Below are 15,156 nucleotides of genomic sequence, written 5' to 3' on the forward strand. Positions count from 1 at the left end.
CATCGACAAGGAGATCGTCGGGTACGACGTCCACGAGCAGCGGCTGATCGACCAGGCGCTCCTCGACCTGGACGGCACCCCGAACAAGGCCAAGCTCGGCGCGAACGCGATCCTCGGCGTCAGCCTCGCGGTCGCGAAGGCGGCCGCGGACAGCTCCGGCCTGCCGCTGTTCCGGTACGTCGGCGGCCCGAACGCGCACGTCCTGCCGGTGCCGATGATGAACATCCTGAACGGCGGCGCGCACGCGGACAGCAACGTCGACGTGCAGGAGTTCATGATCGCCCCGATCGGCGCCGCGACGTACGGCGAGGCGCTGATGCAGGGCGCGACCGTCTACCACGCGCTGAAGGCGGTGCTGAAGGAGCGCGGCCTGTCCACCGGTCTCGGCGACGAGGGCGGGTTCGCGCCGAACCTGGACAGCAACCGGGCCGCCCTGGACCTGATCGCGGTCGCGGTCGAGAAGGCCGGCCTGCAGCTCGGCAAGGACATCGCGCTGGCCATGGACGTGGCCGCGAGCGAGTTCTACACCGAGGGCGTGTACGCGTTCGAGGGCGGCAAGAAATCCGCCGACGAGCTGATCGCGTACTACGCCGACCTGGTCGCGTCGTACCCGATCGTCTCGATCGAGGACCCGCTGAACGAGGAGGACTGGGACGGCTGGAAGGCCATCACCGGTGAGCTCGGCAGCAAGATCCAGATCGTCGGCGACGACCTGTTCGTCACCAACGTCGAGCGGCTGCAGCGCGGCATCACCGACAAGGCGGCGAACAGCCTGCTCGTCAAGGTGAACCAGATCGGTTCGCTGACCGAGACCCTGGACGCCGTCGACCTGGCGCACCGCAGCGGCTTCACCTGCATGATGAGCCACCGCTCCGGCGAGACCGAGGACACCACGATCGCCGACCTCGCGGTGGCGACCAACTGCGGCCAGATCAAGTCCGGCGCCCCGGCCCGGTCCGACCGCACCGCGAAGTACAACCAGCTGCTCCGGATCGAGGAGGAGCTCGACGACGCGGCGACGTACGCCGGTCGCTCGGCCTTCCCGCGGTTCCAGGGCTGACTCTCGGAGGTTCAGGTATGCCGTCCCGTCGGGAATCCGGTGCACGACCCGGCTCGCGTCCGTCGAGCCGGACCCAGTCGCGTCCACCGGCCCGGCGGGGCGAGGCGCCGAAACGCCGTACGGCGGGGACTCAGCCCGAGCCGGAGCGGACCCGCGGGTCGCGCAACCTGACCGGCCGGGCGGCCGTCGTCCTGCTGGTGCTGGGTGCCTTGATCGTGTCGTACGCGCAGAGCCTGCGGGTGTGGTTCGACCAGCACCAGCAGATCAGCGCGCTGAACCAGGAGATCCGGGACCGGGAGAAGCGCGTCGGCGAGCTGAACGACGAGATCGCCCGCTGGAAGGACGACGCGTACGTGAAGGCGCAGGCGCGGCAGCGGCTCGGCTGGGTGATGCCGGGCGAGATCGGCTACCGGGTGATCGGCGCGGACGGGAAGCCGGTCGGCGCCCCGCCGGAGCCGTCGGCGCCCACGGACGGTACGGCGGACGCGCAGAAGCCGACCTGGTACACGAAGCTCTGGGGGAGTGTGGAAGGCGCCGGGAACCCACCGGCACCGGCGTCACCTAAGGTGACCAGGTGAGCGTCAGCCCCTCCGACCAGGAAGCAGTCAGTAAGCAACTGGGCCGGACCGCGCGCGGTATCCGTTCGATCGCGCACCGCTGCAGCTGCGGCCTCCCCGACGTGGTCGAGACCGAGCCGCGGCTGCCGGACGGTACGCCGTTCCCGACGACGTACTACGTGACCTGCCCGCGGCTGGCGTCCGCGATCGGGACCCTCGAATCCTCGGGCCTGATGAAGGAAATGACCGACCGACTGGCGGACGACGAGGACCTGGCGGACCGCTACCGCGCGGCGCACGAGTCGTACCTCGCGCACCGCGAGTCGATCGAGCACGTCGAGGAGATCGCCGGCATCACGGCCGGCGGCATGCCCACCCGCGTGAAATGCCTGCACGTCCTGGTAGGCCACTCCCTGGCGGCGGGCCCCGGCGTGAACCCGCTCGGCGACGAAGCCCTGGAAGCCCTGGAAGACTGGGGCCGCCGAGGCCCGTGTGTCTGACCGAGTCGCCGCGGTCGACTGCGGGACGAACTCGATCCGGCTGCTGATCGCCGACCTGGTCGACGGCCGGCTGGTGGAGGTCGACCGCCGGATGACGATCGTCCGCCTCGGCCAGGGCGTCGACGCGACGGGCGCGTTCGCCCCGGAGGCGCTGGAGCGGGTGTTCGCGGCGACTGAGGAGTTCGCGGCTGTTCTTCAGTCGGAGGATGTCCGCCGGATCCGCTTCGTCGCCACGTCTGCCGCCCGCGACGTCAGCAACCGCGACGAGTTTCTCGCCGGCATCGAGCAGCGCCTCGGCGTACGTCCGGAGATCATCTCAGGTGACGAAGAAGCCGCGCTCAGCTTCCGCGGCGCCACCTCGGCGCTCGACCTGCCGGCGCCGTACCTGGTGGCCGACATCGGCGGCGGCTCCACCGAACTGGTCCTCGGTGACAGGACCGGCGTACGAGCGGCCCAGTCCCTCGACATCGGCTCCGTCCGCCTGACCGAGCGCCACGTCACCACCGACCCGACGTCGCCCGCCGAACTGACCGCCATCACGAAAGACGTCGACGCCCTCCTCGACACCACCACGGTCCCGCTCCACGAGACCCGTGCCCTGATCGCGGTAGCAGGCACCGCCACCACCGTGGCCGCGGTCGCCCTCAACCTCCCGCAGTACGACCGCGCCGCCATCCACCACGCGATCCTGTCCACGGATCAACTCCGCGAGGCCACCACCTGGCTGACCACCTCGACCCGCGCCGCCCGATCCGCCGTACCCTCGATCCACCCCGGCCGCGTCGACGTGATCGGCGCCGGCGCCGTCATCCTCCAACGCCTCGCCGACCGCCTCCCCCTCAACACCCTCACCATCTCCGAACACGACATCCTCGACGGCGTCGCCCTCTCGCTTACGGGACACTAGCGCGGACGCCGTCCAGGGCGATGGAGAGGACTCGGTCGCGTTGGGGCTGGTCGACGAAGCCGGCGGCGGTGAGGCCGCTGACCATGCGGAGGAGGTCGTCGAAGGAGATGTCGGTGCGGGCCTCGCCGGACTGCTGGGCGCGTTCGAACAGCGGGGTGCCGGCGGCGTACATCGCGGCGCGGGCGGTCTTGAAGCTGTCGGACTCGCGGTTCAGCGACTCCCAGATCGCGCGCTTGGTGGCGGCGTACTCGACGAAGCGGTGCAGCCAGGTGGTGAGCGCCTCCCACGGCGGTAGGCCGGCCGCGTCCTCGGCGGCGATGCAGAGCTCCTCGATCTCGCCGAAGTACACCGCGTTCAGCAGGTCCTGACGGGTCGGGAAGTTCCGGTACAGGGTGCCGATGCCGACGCCTGCCTGCCGGGCGATGTCCTCGAGCGACGCCTCGACGCCCTTGCTCGCGAACGCGTCCCGGGCAGCGGTGAGCAGCGCGTCGAAGTTCCGCCGCGCGTCCGCCCGCTGCGGCCGCCGTACGTCGACCTGCAGCGCAGGCCGGATCTGCTCGCTCATCCGCTCACCTTAACCAGTTGATACCGGAGGCACCCCTCCGCTATAGTGGAGGCATACCTCGACTTTATCAGTACGAGGAAGACCGCGCTGGGTCCCGGCGCGAGCATCCCCTTTCCGAAGGACTTCCGCATGCCTGTCATCAGGTCTGGCAATCCACGGCTGACCCTGGCGGTACTCGCCACGGTGGTCGCCTCGTTCTCCATGCTGCAGTCGCTGGTCAGCCCGGCGCTGCCGGTCATCCAGCACGACCTGCACACCACCCCGGGCACGGTCACCTGGGTCTTCACCGCGCTCCTGCTCTCGGTTTCCGTCGCGACCCCGCTGCTCGGCCGGATCGGCGACATGGCCGGCAAGGAGCGCACCCTGTTCATCGCGCTCGCCGCGCTCGCGCTCGGCTGCCTGGTCGCGGCCCTCGCGCCGAACATCGGCGTACTGATCGCCGCCCGGATCTTCCAGGGCGTCGGTGGCGCCGTCTTCCCGTTGGCGTTCGGAATCATCCGCGACGAGTTCCCGGCCGAGCGCGTCCCGTCCGTGGTCGGCGTGGTGTCGGCCGTCATCGCCGCGGGCGGCGGACTCGGCATCGTGCTCGCGGGCCCGATCGTCGAGTGGCTCGGCTGGCGCTGGCTGTTCTGGATCCCGATGGCCGTCGTCACAGTCGCCACAGCTTTGGTACGCCGGTACGTCCCGGAGTCGCCGAACCGCGTCCCCGGGCGGATCGACTGGCTCGCCGCCGCGTTCCTGTCCGGGTGGTTGATCGCGCTGCTGCTGCCGTTGAGCACCGGCCGCACGTGGGGCTGGGGCTCGGTCCGTACGGTCGGGTTGTTCGGGCTGGCCGTCATACTGCTCGCCGGCTGGATCGCGGTCGAGCTGCGCTCGCGGAACCCGTTGATCGACATGCGGATGATGCGCCGCCCGGCGGTGTGGACGACGAACTTCGTCGCGTTGCTGTTCGGGGCCGCGATGTTCGCGGTGTACGCGTTCGTGCCGCAGTTCCTGCAGATCCCGAAGGCGGCCGGGTTCGGGTTCGGGGCGAGCGTGACGCAGGCCGGGCTGCTGATGCTGCCGATGCTGGTGACGATGGCGCTCGCCGGGTCGTTCAGCGGTTCGCTCGCGGCGCGGTTCAGCGCGAAGGCGCAGGTGGTGTCCGGGTCGTCGGCGATCCTCGTCGGGGCGCTGATGTTCGCGGGGTTCCACGACGCGCGCTGGCAGATCGCGTTCTCGACGGCGCTGTTCGGCCTCGGGCTGGGGCTCGCGTACGCCGCGATGACCAGCCTGATCGTGCAGAACGTCCCGCGCGAACAGACCGGCGTGGCGACCGGGATGAACACGAACATCCGGACCATCGGCGGCTCGATCGGCACGGCGCTGGCCAGCACGATCATCACCGGCCACGTCCAGCCCTCCGGCCTCCCCACCGAGTCCGGCTTCACCGACACCTTCCTCCTGCTGTCGGCCTTCGCCGCCGCGGCCGTCGTACTCGCCCTGGCGATCCCGGCCCACCGCCGTACCGCAGTCGTCCAGCCGGCTGAGGAACTGGTCGCCTCAACGCAGCCCTAGGCTGTGACGATGAAGCTGCCGCATCCGTTGACCGGGGCACTGTTCGAGAGTCCGGTGCTACCCGGCACCGGGTGGCCGGAGGACCCCGCGGTACGGCGTACTCCGGTGGCGCAGGACCCGGCCGACGTGATGCGGCTCGCGGCGACCGGGGACCTGCGGGAGCTGGAGGCGCGGGTGTCGGTCTGCCGGGCCTGTCCGCGGTTGGTGGAGTGGCGTGAGGATGTTGCCGTCGGCAAGCGGAAGTCGTTCGCGGACCAGCCGTACTGGGGCCGCCCGATCCCCGGGTGGGGCGTACCCGACCCGAAGATCCTGATCGTCGGCCTCGCACCGGCCGCGAACGGCGGGAACCGGACCGGCCGGGTCTTCACCGGCGACCGCTCCGGCGACTGGCTGTTCGCCAGCCTGCACCGCGTCGGGCTGGCCAGCCAGCCGACGAGCGAACACGCGGGCGACGGCCTGCACCTGATCGACACCCGGATGATCGCCGCCGTCCGCTGCGCCCCGCCCGCCAACAAGCCGACCCCGGAGGAACGCGACACCTGCGCCCCCTGGTACCGCCGCGAGCTCGAGCTCGTCCTCCCGAGCACCCGGTCGATCGTCTGCCTCGGCAAGTTCGCGTACGACGCCCTGCTCGTCGCACTGATCGCCCTGGGAGCCGACGTACCGCGCCCGCGCCCGAAGTTCGGGCACGCGGTCGAGTACCGGATCCCCACGCCGTACGGCGAGGTCACCGTCCTCGGCTGCTTCCACCCGAGCCAGCAGAACACCTTCACCGGCAAGCTCACCGAGCAAATGCTCGACGCGGTCCTGACCCGCGCCAAAGAGTTGTCCACAAGTGCGCAGAAGGGGAGTTGACCGTGCCCCCTGCGGTGTTGGAGGCTCTCCACTATGCATGCGGGCGCTCATGAATCGTGACAACCTGCCCGAGCAGTCTCGGGGCTTTCCGGCAGCGCAACGACCCGCGGGTGGGGGTGTCGAGCGCTCGCAGGGTGGTGGGCCGACGCTGCCCGCCTCGCATCAGGCCGCGCCGTTGGGCTTCGTGCCGAGCCCGGACCGGTTCCACTGGTGGGCGGAGCTGTCCAGCGACGTGAAGGCGTACGTCGAGCGCAAGGTGGGACCGGCCGTCGAGTGGTGGGCCGACCTGCACGAGCGCGAACGCGACCGCCCGTACGCCGTGGTCCTCGGGCCGAACGGGCTCGCCGTCACCACGCCGAAGGTCAACCAGCACGGGCAGCGGACGCAGACCGTCCACGTCGACGCGTTCGTCCCGTCCAGCCTGAAGCACGCCGTCGTGCAGCAGCAGCCGACCCGCCCGCGTTCCGGCCTGCGCACGCTGATGTCGCCGCGCGCCGGGGAGCAGCCGCCGGCCCCGCCGCAGCTCGCGCTCACCGCTCACATGCGGGGCGTCCTCGGCAACCTGCCGCTGGAGGCGCAGCAGCGGCTGCAGACGCCGTTCCTCGGATCGCAGCCGATCAAGCACTACAAGTCGTACTACTACGGCAACGACGAAGACCTCGACATGTGGCTGTTCCTGGCCGGCGACCGGACCGTCACGTTCGCCACCGGCCACCGGACGCTGCCGGCCGGCACCGACCCGCAGCAGGCGTCCTGGCGACTGGTCTGCTACCAGGCGGACATCGCTCAATGAGCGGTGTCCGGGACTTCCGGGACCTCGACGGCGCCGACCCCTGGAAGCTGCTCGGCGTACGGCGGGACGCGGACGCCGACGAGATCCGCCGCAGCTACCGGAGGCTGTCCCGCAGCCACCACACCGATGTCGGCGGCGACTCGACCCAGCAGGTCAAGTTGAACCGTGCGTACGAGGTCCTGTCCGACCCGGTCCGGCGCGCCGACTACCTGCAGCTGCTCAACGGACCGCCTCCTGAACCGGCCGCACCGGAGCCCGAGGAGCCGGCCGCGGACCCGTTCGAGTGGTCGTCCGGTCCGTACACCCAGCAGGCACCGCCCCAGCAGCAGCCGTACACCGCGCCGCCGTTCCAGGACCCGGCCGATGTCTTCATCGCACCACCGGCCCAGGGCGACCCGCACGTCGCACCGCAGTACCAGGGCGATCCGCACACGGCCCCGCCGTTCCGCAACCCTTACACTGCCTCGCCGTCCCGTGATCCGTATAGCGCACCGGTCCACCGCCCCGGCGGCGTGAACTCCGATGCGCTCATCGCGCTGTTCACCTCGATCGTCTGCCCGCCGGCCTCACTGATCCTGGCGATCCGCGGCCTGCGCAAGATCCGCCGTACCGGCCAGCGCGGCAAGACCATCGCCTGGCTGGCGATCGTGATCACGATCGCCTTCCCCACCTGGGCCGTCGTCAACAACCTGCTGAAGAAGTAATAAGAAGCCGTGCCCGGGACGGGATTCGAACCCGTACGCCTGTGAGGGCCGCGAGGTTTAAGCTCGCTGCGTCTGCCGTTCCGCCACCCGGGCTAGAGCGTGTCTGACAGTTCCCCGCCTACTGCGGGGCACCCGGCACGCGACGGCGCGGAACTGTCAGACACGCTCTAGGGGACGAGACTACTGGTAGACCTTGCGCGGGTACACGGCGTGGGCGCCCGCCACCCGGTCCAGGAACAGTTTCCCGCTGCAGTGGTCGATCTCGTGCTGCAGCGCCCGCGCCTCGAACGCGTCGGTGGTGATCGTCACCTGGTCCGTCGTACCGGGAAGGACGCCGGTGACCGTGAGCCGGGTCGCACGCTTCACGTCGCCGGTGAAGTCTGGCACCGACATGCAGCCCTCGCGGGCCTTCTCGTTGCGCGAGGCCTCGACCACGACCGCGTTGCAGAGTACGAAGACGCCGTGGCAGATCCGCGTCTTCGGGTGCCCGGTGACGTCCAGCGAGAACATCTGCGCCGCGACACCGACCTGCGGCGCGGCGAGGCCGACGCAGCCGGGGGAGACGCGCATCGTCGCGACCAGGTCCGCGGCGAGCTGGATCATCTCCGGGTCGAGCGGGTCCACCGGCGCGCTCTCGGTCGCGAGCACCGGGTGCGGCGCGCGGACGACCTCCAGCACCGAGCCCTGGACGTCCAGCCGGGCGGGGGACCAGTCCGTGATCACAGGTCGTCGCTCTCGGCCGGTCGGAGCGTGACGCCGACCCCGAGCTCCTCGGCGGTGATCTCGAGCGCCCGGTTCAGCACCTCCAGGTCGGCCGCCGGCGGCAGCTCCACCTCGGCGGTCAGCACGTACAGCCCGCCGCTCAGCCGGGTCGACATGTCGGTCACGGTGCCGCCCGCGGAGGCGATCATCCGGGTCACGGCGGCCACGATCCCCGGGCGGTCCGCGCCGTGCACGCTCAGCAGGTACGGCGCCCCGAGCGGGGCGTGCCGGTGCTCCGGGCCTATCTGCCGGACCGTGATCACCAGCTCGCCGCGCAACGGCTCGAGCGCCGCCTTCACCTCGTCGAACGGTCCGGCGCAGACGATCATCATCGCGAAATGGCCGCGCAGCAGCGTCATGGTCGAGTCCTCGAGGTTGACCCCGGTACCGACCAGCGCCTCGGTGACGTCCGCGATGATGCCCGGCCGGTCCGGGCCGATGACGGTGACAGCGAGCTGACTCATGCCCGGAAACCTACCGGGAGACCTAAGTAGCCGAGGCAGCGACTTCGGTATCCGGACAGCCGTCAACACCCCGGCGAACGCTTACCCACCGCTACATTCGATCCATGAGCCGTCGGCGCAGCACCCGCGACTGGATCGTGGACAGCATCGCGTTCGTGCTCGCGATCGTGCTCGGGCTGTTCACCTACAGCGACGGTGAGGGCGACCGGGTGCCGCACCTGCTGCTCGCGGTCGACTTCTGGTCCGGGATGGCGCTCTGCCTGACGCTCTGGTTCCGCCGCCGGTGGCCGGTGCAGCTGGCGCTGATCGCGGCGCTGATCTCGTCGTACTCCGACGCCGCCGCCGGTCCGACGCTGGTGCTGATCATGACGGTCGCCGTCCACAAGCCGTGGCGTACGTCGGTCTGGGTCTTCGCGGCGAACTTCGTCGCCACCGCCGCGTACCTCCAGGTGCGGCACAAGGAGGACTGGCGGACGCAGCTCGTCATCGCGGTCATCCTGTACGCCGCGATGGCCGGCTGGGGGCAGTACATCCGCTCCCGCCGGCAGCTCCTGCAGACACTGCGGGACCGGGCCGACCGGGCCGAGACCGTCGCGACGCTGCAGGCCGAGCAGGCGCAGCTGCGGGCGCGGGAGGAGATCGCCCGCGAGATGCACGACGTACTCGGGCACCGGTTGTCGCTGCTGAGCGTGCACGCCGGGGCGCTGGCGTACCGCCCGGACGCGTCGACCGAGGAGGTCGGCGTCGCCGCCGAGATCATCCGCGCGAGCGCCCACCAGGCGTTGCAGGACCTCCGCGAGGTGATCGGCGTACTGCGGGCACCCGTCGGCGAGCTGCCGCAGCCGGCGTTCGCGGATCTGCCCGGGCTGGTGGAGGGTTCGCGCGCGGCCGGGATCCCGGTCGAGCTGACGCTCGAGGCGGACGGGCCGATGCCCGAGCACGTCGGGCGTACGGCGTACCGGATCGTCCAGGAAGGACTGACGAACGCGGTGAAACACGCACCGGGCGAACCCGTGACGATCAGCGTGATCGGTGCCCCCGGCAACGGACTGGTGGTCGAACTGCGCAACCCCGCCCCGCACCGCCGCCGCGGCGACGGCCAGGGACTGAAAGGCCTCACCGAACGCGCCGCCCTGGTGGACGGCCGCCTCGAACACGGCCGCACCCCCGAAGGCGACTTCCGCCTCTACGCCTGGCTACCGTGGCCCGCATGACCATTCGGGTACTCATCGTGGACGACGATCCACTGCTGCGGGCCGGGTTGAAGTTGATGCTCGGCGGTGCCGAGGAGATCCGGGTGGTCGGTGAGGCGGGGGACGGGTCCGGGGTGCAGGGGCTGATCGACCGGCTGGCGCCGGACGTGATCCTGATGGACATCCGGATGCCCGGCACCGACGGACTGACCGCGACCGAGGCGGTACGTCGCCGGCCAGGTGCGCCCGAGGTCGTCATCCTGACCACGTTCGACGCCGACGAGCACGTACTGCGGGCGCTCCGCGCCGGCGCGGCCGGGTTCATCCTGAAGGACACGCCGCCCGCCGAGATCGTCGAATCGGTACGCCGGATCGCGGCCGGCCAGCCGGTCCTGTCGCCGGCCGTCACGAAACGGCTGATCACGCGGGTCGCCGACTCCGGCCAGGACAACCGCAAGACCAAGGCCACCGCCCGGCTCGCGCAGCTGAACGACCGGGAGCGCGAGATCGCCGTCGCGGTCGGCGAGGGCAAGTCGAACGCCGAGATCAGTGCCACGCTCTACCTCAGCGTCCCGACCGTGAAGACCCACGTCTCCCGCATCCTCACCAAGCTCGACCTGAACAACCGCGTCCAGATCGCCCTCCTCGTGCACGACGCCGATCTCTTACACGGATGAAGAAGGCCGGGCCCCCGGCGAGTTGGAGGCCCGGCCGATCAGGTGGGTTGCTTGGACTGCCTACGACTGGATGGCCCGGCGGAATTCCTCGTTCGGGGTCTGCAGGCTGCCGAGGCTGGTCACCTCGCGCCGGAAGAACAGCGCCAGCGTCCAGTCCAGGATCACCCGGGCCTTCCGGTTCAGAGTAGGCACACGGGACACGTGGTACGTCCGGTGCAGGAACCAGGCCAGCCAGCCCTTCACCTTCACGCCGTACAGCTGGGCGACGCCCTTGTGCAGGCCGAGGCTCGCGACCGAGCCGACGTACTTGTGCTTGTAGTCCTGCGGCGGCTGCCCGTCGACGACCCGGAGGATGTTCGCGGCCAGCCGGTTCGCCTGCCGGACGGCGTGCTGCGCGTTCGGGGCGCAGAACGCACCGGTCTCGCTGGTCAGGTCCGGTACGGCGGCGTTGTCGCCGGCGGTCCAGGCGTCGTCGAGGCCCTCGATCCGCAGGTTCGCCAGGGTCTTGATCCGGCCCTTCTCGTCCAGCGGGAAGTCCGTCGCGGCGAGCGCCGGGTTGGCCTTCACGCCGGCCGTCCAGACGATCGTGTCGGCGTCGAACTCGTCGCCGTCGCTGAGGATCACGTGACCCTTCTCGCAGGACTCCAGCCGGGTCTCCAGCCGGATGTCCATGTTCCGGTTGCGGAGCTCGTCCACGGTGTACCTGCCGAGGTCCTCGCCGACCTCCGGCAGGATCCGCCCGGTGGCCTCGACCAGGACCCAGTGCATGTCCTCGGGCTTGATGTTGTCGTAGTACCTGGTGGCGTAGCGGGCCATGTCCTCGAGCTCGGCGAACGCCTCGACGCCGGCGTACCCACCGCCGATGAAGACGAACGTGAGCGCGGACTTGCGCAGCGCGGGATCAGGCTGGCTCGACGCGACGTCGAGGCGGTCCAGGACCTTGTTGCGCAGTGCGATGGCCTCTTCGACGTTCTTGAACCCGGTGGCCTCCTCGGCCAGGCCGGGGATCGGCAGCGTACGGGCGATCGAGCCGAGCGCGACGACGATCTGGTCGTAGGCAAGCTCGTACTCCGGGCCCTCCTCGGGCATGACCCTCGCGACCTTGTGGGCGTGGTCGATGCCGGTCACCCGGCCCGTCACCACGCGGCAGCCCTTGAGGGTCTTGCGCAGCGGCACCACGACGTGCCGCGGCTCCACCGATCCGGCCGCGGCCTCCGGCAGGAACGGCTGGTAGGTCATCACCGACCGCGGGTCGACCACCGTCACGCGGATCCGCCCCTGACGGGCGGCGCGGCGCAGGCCGTACGCGGTGTACATCCCGACGTAACCGCCTCCGACCACGAGGATGTGCGGCACCTGGGCTGTCATCCGGTTCACTCTCCCTGAGTGGATCTCCGACTTCATGTTCACTTCAACGCTAAACGCTCGTGAAAGATTTCACAAACCCCCTCACGAGTGATCTCACCCACCGAACATCCCCCACCCGAGGGACCTCTCATCCCCTCATGGTGGGTCCGGGGTCCCGTGCCCACCAGCCCTGACACGAAACAGCAAACGTCTACCGCAGGCGGTAGACAGAGACGTGGGAAGGGGAGTCGGCGGTGAAGGGGGTGGTGGACCAGTCGGCGTGGCGGGATTCGAGGGTGAGGCCGGCGAGTTGGGCCATCAGGTCGAGTTCGGCGGGCCAGATGTAGCGGTGCGGGGTGCGGCCGAGGTGGGCCTCGGTGCCTTCGCCGAAGTGGAAGTGGTGGGAGACGACGTGCTGGCGGACTACGTCGTACGTGTCCAGCAGGATGTAGCCGGGGTCCGCGACGCCGACCGTGGCGGGGATGCCGGGTGGGAGGCGGCGCAGTTCGGGGACCCAGAGCTCGATCACGAAGCGGCCGCCGGGGGAGAGGTGCCGGGCGGCGTTCCGGAAGCACGCGACCTGCTCCTCCTGGGTGAGCAGGTTCGAGATCGTGTTGAAGACCAGGTAGACGAGCGCGAACTCGCCCGCCGCCCGGGCGGTCGCCATGTCACCGACCACCACCGGGATCGACTCCGCGGAGGCCTTCGTCCGCAGCTGGTCGAGCATCGCCGTCGACAGCTCGATCCCGCTGACCGGGACGCCGCGCTCGGCCAGCGGTACGGCGACTCGCCCGGTGCCGATCGCGAACTCGAGCACCCGACCGCCCGCGGCCAGCTCGGCCAGGCGGGTGACGGTCGGCTCGATCACCTCGGCCGCGAACATCCCGGTGTCCGGCGTGTCGTACCGGCCGGCGACGTCCGCGTTCCACAGCTGGTTCTGCTCCACGCCCTTGGTCCAGCGCAGTACGTCCTCGGCGCCGTCCTCGCCGACCTTCGTGAAGCCGAGGCGGTCGTACAGCCGGCGCGCGTTCGGGTTGTCCCGCTCCACGTTCAGCTGCAGCGGTACGCCGCGGCGCGTGGCCTCGGACTGCAGCGCGGAGATGATCGCCGTACCGATCCCGCGATTCTGGACGTCCGGATGCAGCTGGATCCCGTTCAGCTCGACGGCTTCCGGCGTACGGCTGACCCGCAGCCGTCCGGCGGGCCGCTCGTCCACCTCCACGACGTACAGCTCGGTCGCCGGGTCCGCGATCGACTCGAGCGTCCACTCGACGAACCCGGCCCGCCACTCCGTCTCGTCCAAGTTGTCGGCAAACCGCCCCTGCGCACGAGTGGCAGCCAGTACCACCTCAGCCAGAAACTCGCCGTCAGCCGCCACCGCACCACGCAGTCGGTACATGCCGAGCAACCTACGCACGCGCCCTGTCCACAGCCAGCGGTTATTCGCCGGCCTGGCCGTCGGTGGACTCGCGGAGGAGGTCGAGGTGGCCGAGGTGGCGGGCGGTCTCCTCGATCAGGTGCGCGACGGCGTACCGCAGCGTGAACGTCATGCCCTCGGAGCGCGCCTGGTCGTCGAACGACGCGCCCGCGACGATCTCGCGAGAGCGCGCGCATTCGGCCCGGTACGCCGCGAGCAGTCCGTCGACCGTGTCGCCCGGATCGATCGGGAAGCACCCGTGCGGGTCCTCCTCGCTCCACGGCCACTCGACGTCCAGCCCGGCGAAGTCGATCGCGAACCAGAACCGCTCCACACCGGTCAGATGCTTGACGATCCCGCCAGGCGTGAGCGCCGACGGCTGCACCGGGCGGGCGAACGCCTGCTCCTCGGTGAGGCCGGCGAGCTTCAGTTCGACGGTGGCGCGGAGGAAGTCGAGGAGGCCGGTCAGGGTGCCGCGTTCGTCGGTGTCCTCGGCGGGACGGGTGCGAGCAATCTCGGGCATGGCCTCACCGTAGCGGCGACAGACTCCCGGCAGAACTGTTGATCCCAGGTGGTCATGTGCGCATTAATTAGGGGGGTGGAGACCTACCGCGCCCCGGTCCTGACTGCTTCCCTGCTGGCTCCGCCGGCCGTTTGTGCGTTGCTGACGCCGTTCCGGGCACATTTCGACAACGCGAACGCCGCGCTGGTGCTGGTGGTCGTGATCGTCGCGGTCGCAGTGTTCGGTATCCGGCTCGCCGGGGTGCTCGCGGCGGTGTCGAGCGCGCTGTGGTTCGACTTCTTTCTGACGACTCCGTACTACAGCTTCTCGATCGACAACAGCAACGACGTCGACCAGGCGGTCCTGCTGCTGGTGATCGGGATCGCGGTCACCCAGATCGCGATCTGGGGCCGTCGGCAACAAGCCAACGCGTCCCGGCGGCGCGGCTACCTGGACGGCGTGATCACCACCTCCCAGGCGGTCGCGACCGGCGCGTCCGCCGACGACCTGATCGAGCAGGTGCGCGCCGAACTCATCGCCGTACTGGGTATCGACGGCGTCAAGTTCGTTGCCGGACGCAAGCAAACCGCGGCGCCCCGGCTGAACCCGGACGGCTCGGTCACCCGCGGCTCCCAGGTCCTCAAGGTGGAACGCGACGGCCTCCCGACCAACGCCGAGATCGAACTCCCCGTCCAGCACGCCGGCGTCTCCCGCGGCTGCTTCCTCCTCACCGCCGCCTCCCGCATCGCCCGCCCCGACCTCGAACAACGCGTGGTAGCCGTAGCCCTCGCCGACCAGGTAGGCGCCGCCCTCACCACCCAGGAACCGGCCCGCCCCCACCTCTGACCCGTAACACGACCCCGCCGTACCCGATGATCCGCTTGTGAACCAGCAGGAATTCGCTTCCCAGGTCGGTGAGTTGGCAGCGCGGATCGGCTACCCGATGCCGTCCGTCGACTGGTCGACCGACAAGAAGTACCACGCTCGTGGGATCGTCCTCGATCCCAACGGGGCCTTCGGCCAGACGCTCCATGTCCATCGACGCGTCGAGGAGAGCATGCCGGCTGTCGTTCAGGAGTTCCTGGTCGCCCAGGAGTTGTTGCAGGCGCGGCTCGGGCTCTGGCGGCAGCGGCGGTGGCTCAGGGGCTTGGTGGTCGGCTGGTCGAGGTCCTCGGTCGTGACAAGGTGACCTCGGCGCTCGCTTGGTGGGTCGAGTCCGGATGGCGGCCGTCGGTCCAGTGGCTGCTCAATGGGGCGACGCCGACGCCCAAGGAGCGGCTGCGACGACTGGATACA

Annotated in this window: 18 protein-coding genes and 1 tRNA gene; 12 read left to right on the plus strand and 7 right to left on the minus strand. The window is 70.2% G+C overall.

What is annotated here, in order from left to right; genetic code table 11:
• From eno to VFF46_RS22340, 4 genes are all read left to right on the plus strand, one after another.
• A partial coding sequence (gene eno, locus VFF46_RS22325; protein WP_325039129.1) for a phosphopyruvate hydratase occupies positions 1–1,060 on the plus strand: 1,060 nt, incomplete at its 5' end.
• Positions 1,061–1,077: 17 nt separating this feature from the next.
• Complete coding sequence (locus tag VFF46_RS22330) at positions 1,078–1,638, plus strand: septum formation initiator family protein (protein WP_325039130.1); 561 nt, start codon at positions 1,078–1,080, stop codon at positions 1,636–1,638.
• The gene (locus VFF46_RS22335; RefSeq protein ID WP_325039131.1) at positions 1,635–2,117 is read left to right on the plus strand and encodes a DUF501 domain-containing protein; all 483 of its coding nucleotides are present in this window, start codon (positions 1,635–1,637) and stop codon (positions 2,115–2,117) included. Before VFF46_RS22330 ends, VFF46_RS22335 begins: the two co-directional genes overlap by 4 nt.
• Positions 2,110–3,024: a Ppx/GppA phosphatase family protein gene (locus tag VFF46_RS22340; protein ID WP_325039132.1), complete on the plus strand. Its 915-nt coding sequence runs from the start codon at positions 2,110–2,112 to the stop codon at positions 3,022–3,024. Before VFF46_RS22335 ends, VFF46_RS22340 begins: the two co-directional genes overlap by 8 nt.
• Here the strand turns inward: VFF46_RS22340 and VFF46_RS22345 are convergent.
• Positions 3,011–3,589, minus strand: a complete 579-nt coding sequence (locus tag VFF46_RS22345) for a helix-turn-helix domain-containing protein (RefSeq protein ID WP_325039133.1) — start codon at positions 3,587–3,589, stop codon at positions 3,011–3,013. The genes VFF46_RS22340 and VFF46_RS22345 overlap by 14 nt on opposite strands.
• A gap of 129 nt (positions 3,590–3,718) precedes the next feature.
• Here VFF46_RS22345 and VFF46_RS22350 point away from each other — a divergent pair, with 129 nt between their 5' ends.
• The 4 genes from VFF46_RS22350 to VFF46_RS22365 are packed head-to-tail and all read left to right on the plus strand — an operon-like array spanning position 3,719 to position 7,498.
• Complete coding sequence (locus VFF46_RS22350; protein ID WP_325039134.1) at positions 3,719–5,146, plus strand: MFS transporter; 1,428 nt, start codon at positions 3,719–3,721, stop codon at positions 5,144–5,146.
• Positions 5,147–5,155: 9 nt separating this feature from the next.
• Positions 5,156–6,001, plus strand: a complete 846-nt coding sequence (locus VFF46_RS22355; RefSeq protein ID WP_325039135.1) for a uracil-DNA glycosylase — start codon at positions 5,156–5,158, stop codon at positions 5,999–6,001.
• Between the two features lie 49 nt (positions 6,002–6,050).
• The gene (locus VFF46_RS22360) at positions 6,051–6,794 is read left to right on the plus strand and encodes a hypothetical protein (protein WP_325039136.1); all 744 of its coding nucleotides are present in this window, start codon (positions 6,051–6,053) and stop codon (positions 6,792–6,794) included.
• The gene (locus tag VFF46_RS22365; protein WP_325039137.1) at positions 6,791–7,498 is read left to right on the plus strand and encodes a DnaJ domain-containing protein; all 708 of its coding nucleotides are present in this window, start codon (positions 6,791–6,793) and stop codon (positions 7,496–7,498) included. The genes VFF46_RS22360 and VFF46_RS22365 overlap by 4 nt, the downstream gene beginning before the upstream one ends.
• Before the next feature lie 10 nt (positions 7,499–7,508).
• Here the strand turns inward: VFF46_RS22365 and VFF46_RS22370 are convergent.
• From VFF46_RS22370 to VFF46_RS22380, 3 genes are all read right to left on the minus strand, one after another.
• Positions 7,509–7,591 (minus strand) — tRNA-Leu (locus tag VFF46_RS22370).
• Positions 7,592–7,678: 87 nt separating this feature from the next.
• Entirely contained in the window at positions 7,679–8,221 is a 543-nt protein-coding gene (gene def / locus VFF46_RS22375; protein ID WP_325039138.1) for a peptide deformylase, read from the minus strand.
• Positions 8,218–8,724, minus strand: a complete 507-nt coding sequence (locus VFF46_RS22380; protein ID WP_325039139.1) for a glycine cleavage system protein R — start codon at positions 8,722–8,724, stop codon at positions 8,218–8,220. The genes def and VFF46_RS22380 overlap by 4 nt, the downstream gene beginning before the upstream one ends.
• A gap of 104 nt (positions 8,725–8,828) precedes the next feature.
• On the opposite strand from VFF46_RS22380, the gene VFF46_RS22385 reads away from it, so the two are divergent.
• The gene (locus VFF46_RS22385) at positions 8,829–9,938 is read left to right on the plus strand and encodes a sensor histidine kinase (protein ID WP_325039140.1); all 1,110 of its coding nucleotides are present in this window, start codon (positions 8,829–8,831) and stop codon (positions 9,936–9,938) included.
• Entirely contained in the window at positions 9,935–10,594 is a 660-nt protein-coding gene (locus VFF46_RS22390) for a response regulator transcription factor (protein WP_325039141.1), read from the plus strand. The genes VFF46_RS22385 and VFF46_RS22390 overlap by 4 nt, the downstream gene beginning before the upstream one ends.
• A gap of 60 nt (positions 10,595–10,654) precedes the next feature.
• On the opposite strand, the gene VFF46_RS22395 is transcribed toward VFF46_RS22390, so the two are convergent.
• The 3 genes from VFF46_RS22395 to VFF46_RS22405 all read right to left on the minus strand — a co-directional run bounded on the left by VFF46_RS22395 (position 10,655) and on the right by VFF46_RS22405 (position 13,881).
• Positions 10,655–11,962 (minus strand): NAD(P)/FAD-dependent oxidoreductase, encoded by a 1,308-nt coding sequence (locus tag VFF46_RS22395; RefSeq protein WP_325039142.1) that lies wholly within the window; start codon positions 11,960–11,962, stop codon positions 10,655–10,657.
• Positions 11,963–12,152: 190 nt separating this feature from the next.
• Positions 12,153–13,340 carry a GNAT family N-acetyltransferase gene (locus tag VFF46_RS22400; protein WP_325039143.1) on the minus strand — a complete coding sequence of 396 codons (1,188 nt, stop codon included), beginning with the start codon at positions 13,338–13,340 and terminating at the stop codon, positions 12,153–12,155.
• Positions 13,341–13,380: 40 nt separating this feature from the next.
• A complete protein-coding gene (locus VFF46_RS22405; protein ID WP_325039144.1) occupies positions 13,381–13,881 on the minus strand; it encodes a DinB family protein in 501 nt (166 codons plus the stop codon).
• Between the two features lie 75 nt (positions 13,882–13,956).
• On the opposite strand from VFF46_RS22405, the gene VFF46_RS22410 reads away from it, so the two are divergent.
• Both VFF46_RS22410 and VFF46_RS22415 read left to right on the plus strand, forming a co-directional pair.
• Positions 13,957–14,706, plus strand: a complete 750-nt coding sequence (locus VFF46_RS22410) for a DUF4118 domain-containing protein (protein WP_325039145.1) — start codon at positions 13,957–13,959, stop codon at positions 14,704–14,706.
• A gap of 37 nt (positions 14,707–14,743) precedes the next feature.
• A complete protein-coding gene (locus VFF46_RS22415) occupies positions 14,744–15,049 on the plus strand; it encodes a hypothetical protein (protein WP_325039146.1) in 306 nt (101 codons plus the stop codon).
• Positions 15,050–15,156: the final 107 nt, after the last annotated feature.

This window comes from Kribbella sp. (assembly GCF_035655035.1).
In the GTDB taxonomy this organism is placed as follows: Bacteria; Actinomycetota; Actinomycetes; order Propionibacteriales; family Kribbellaceae; genus Kribbella.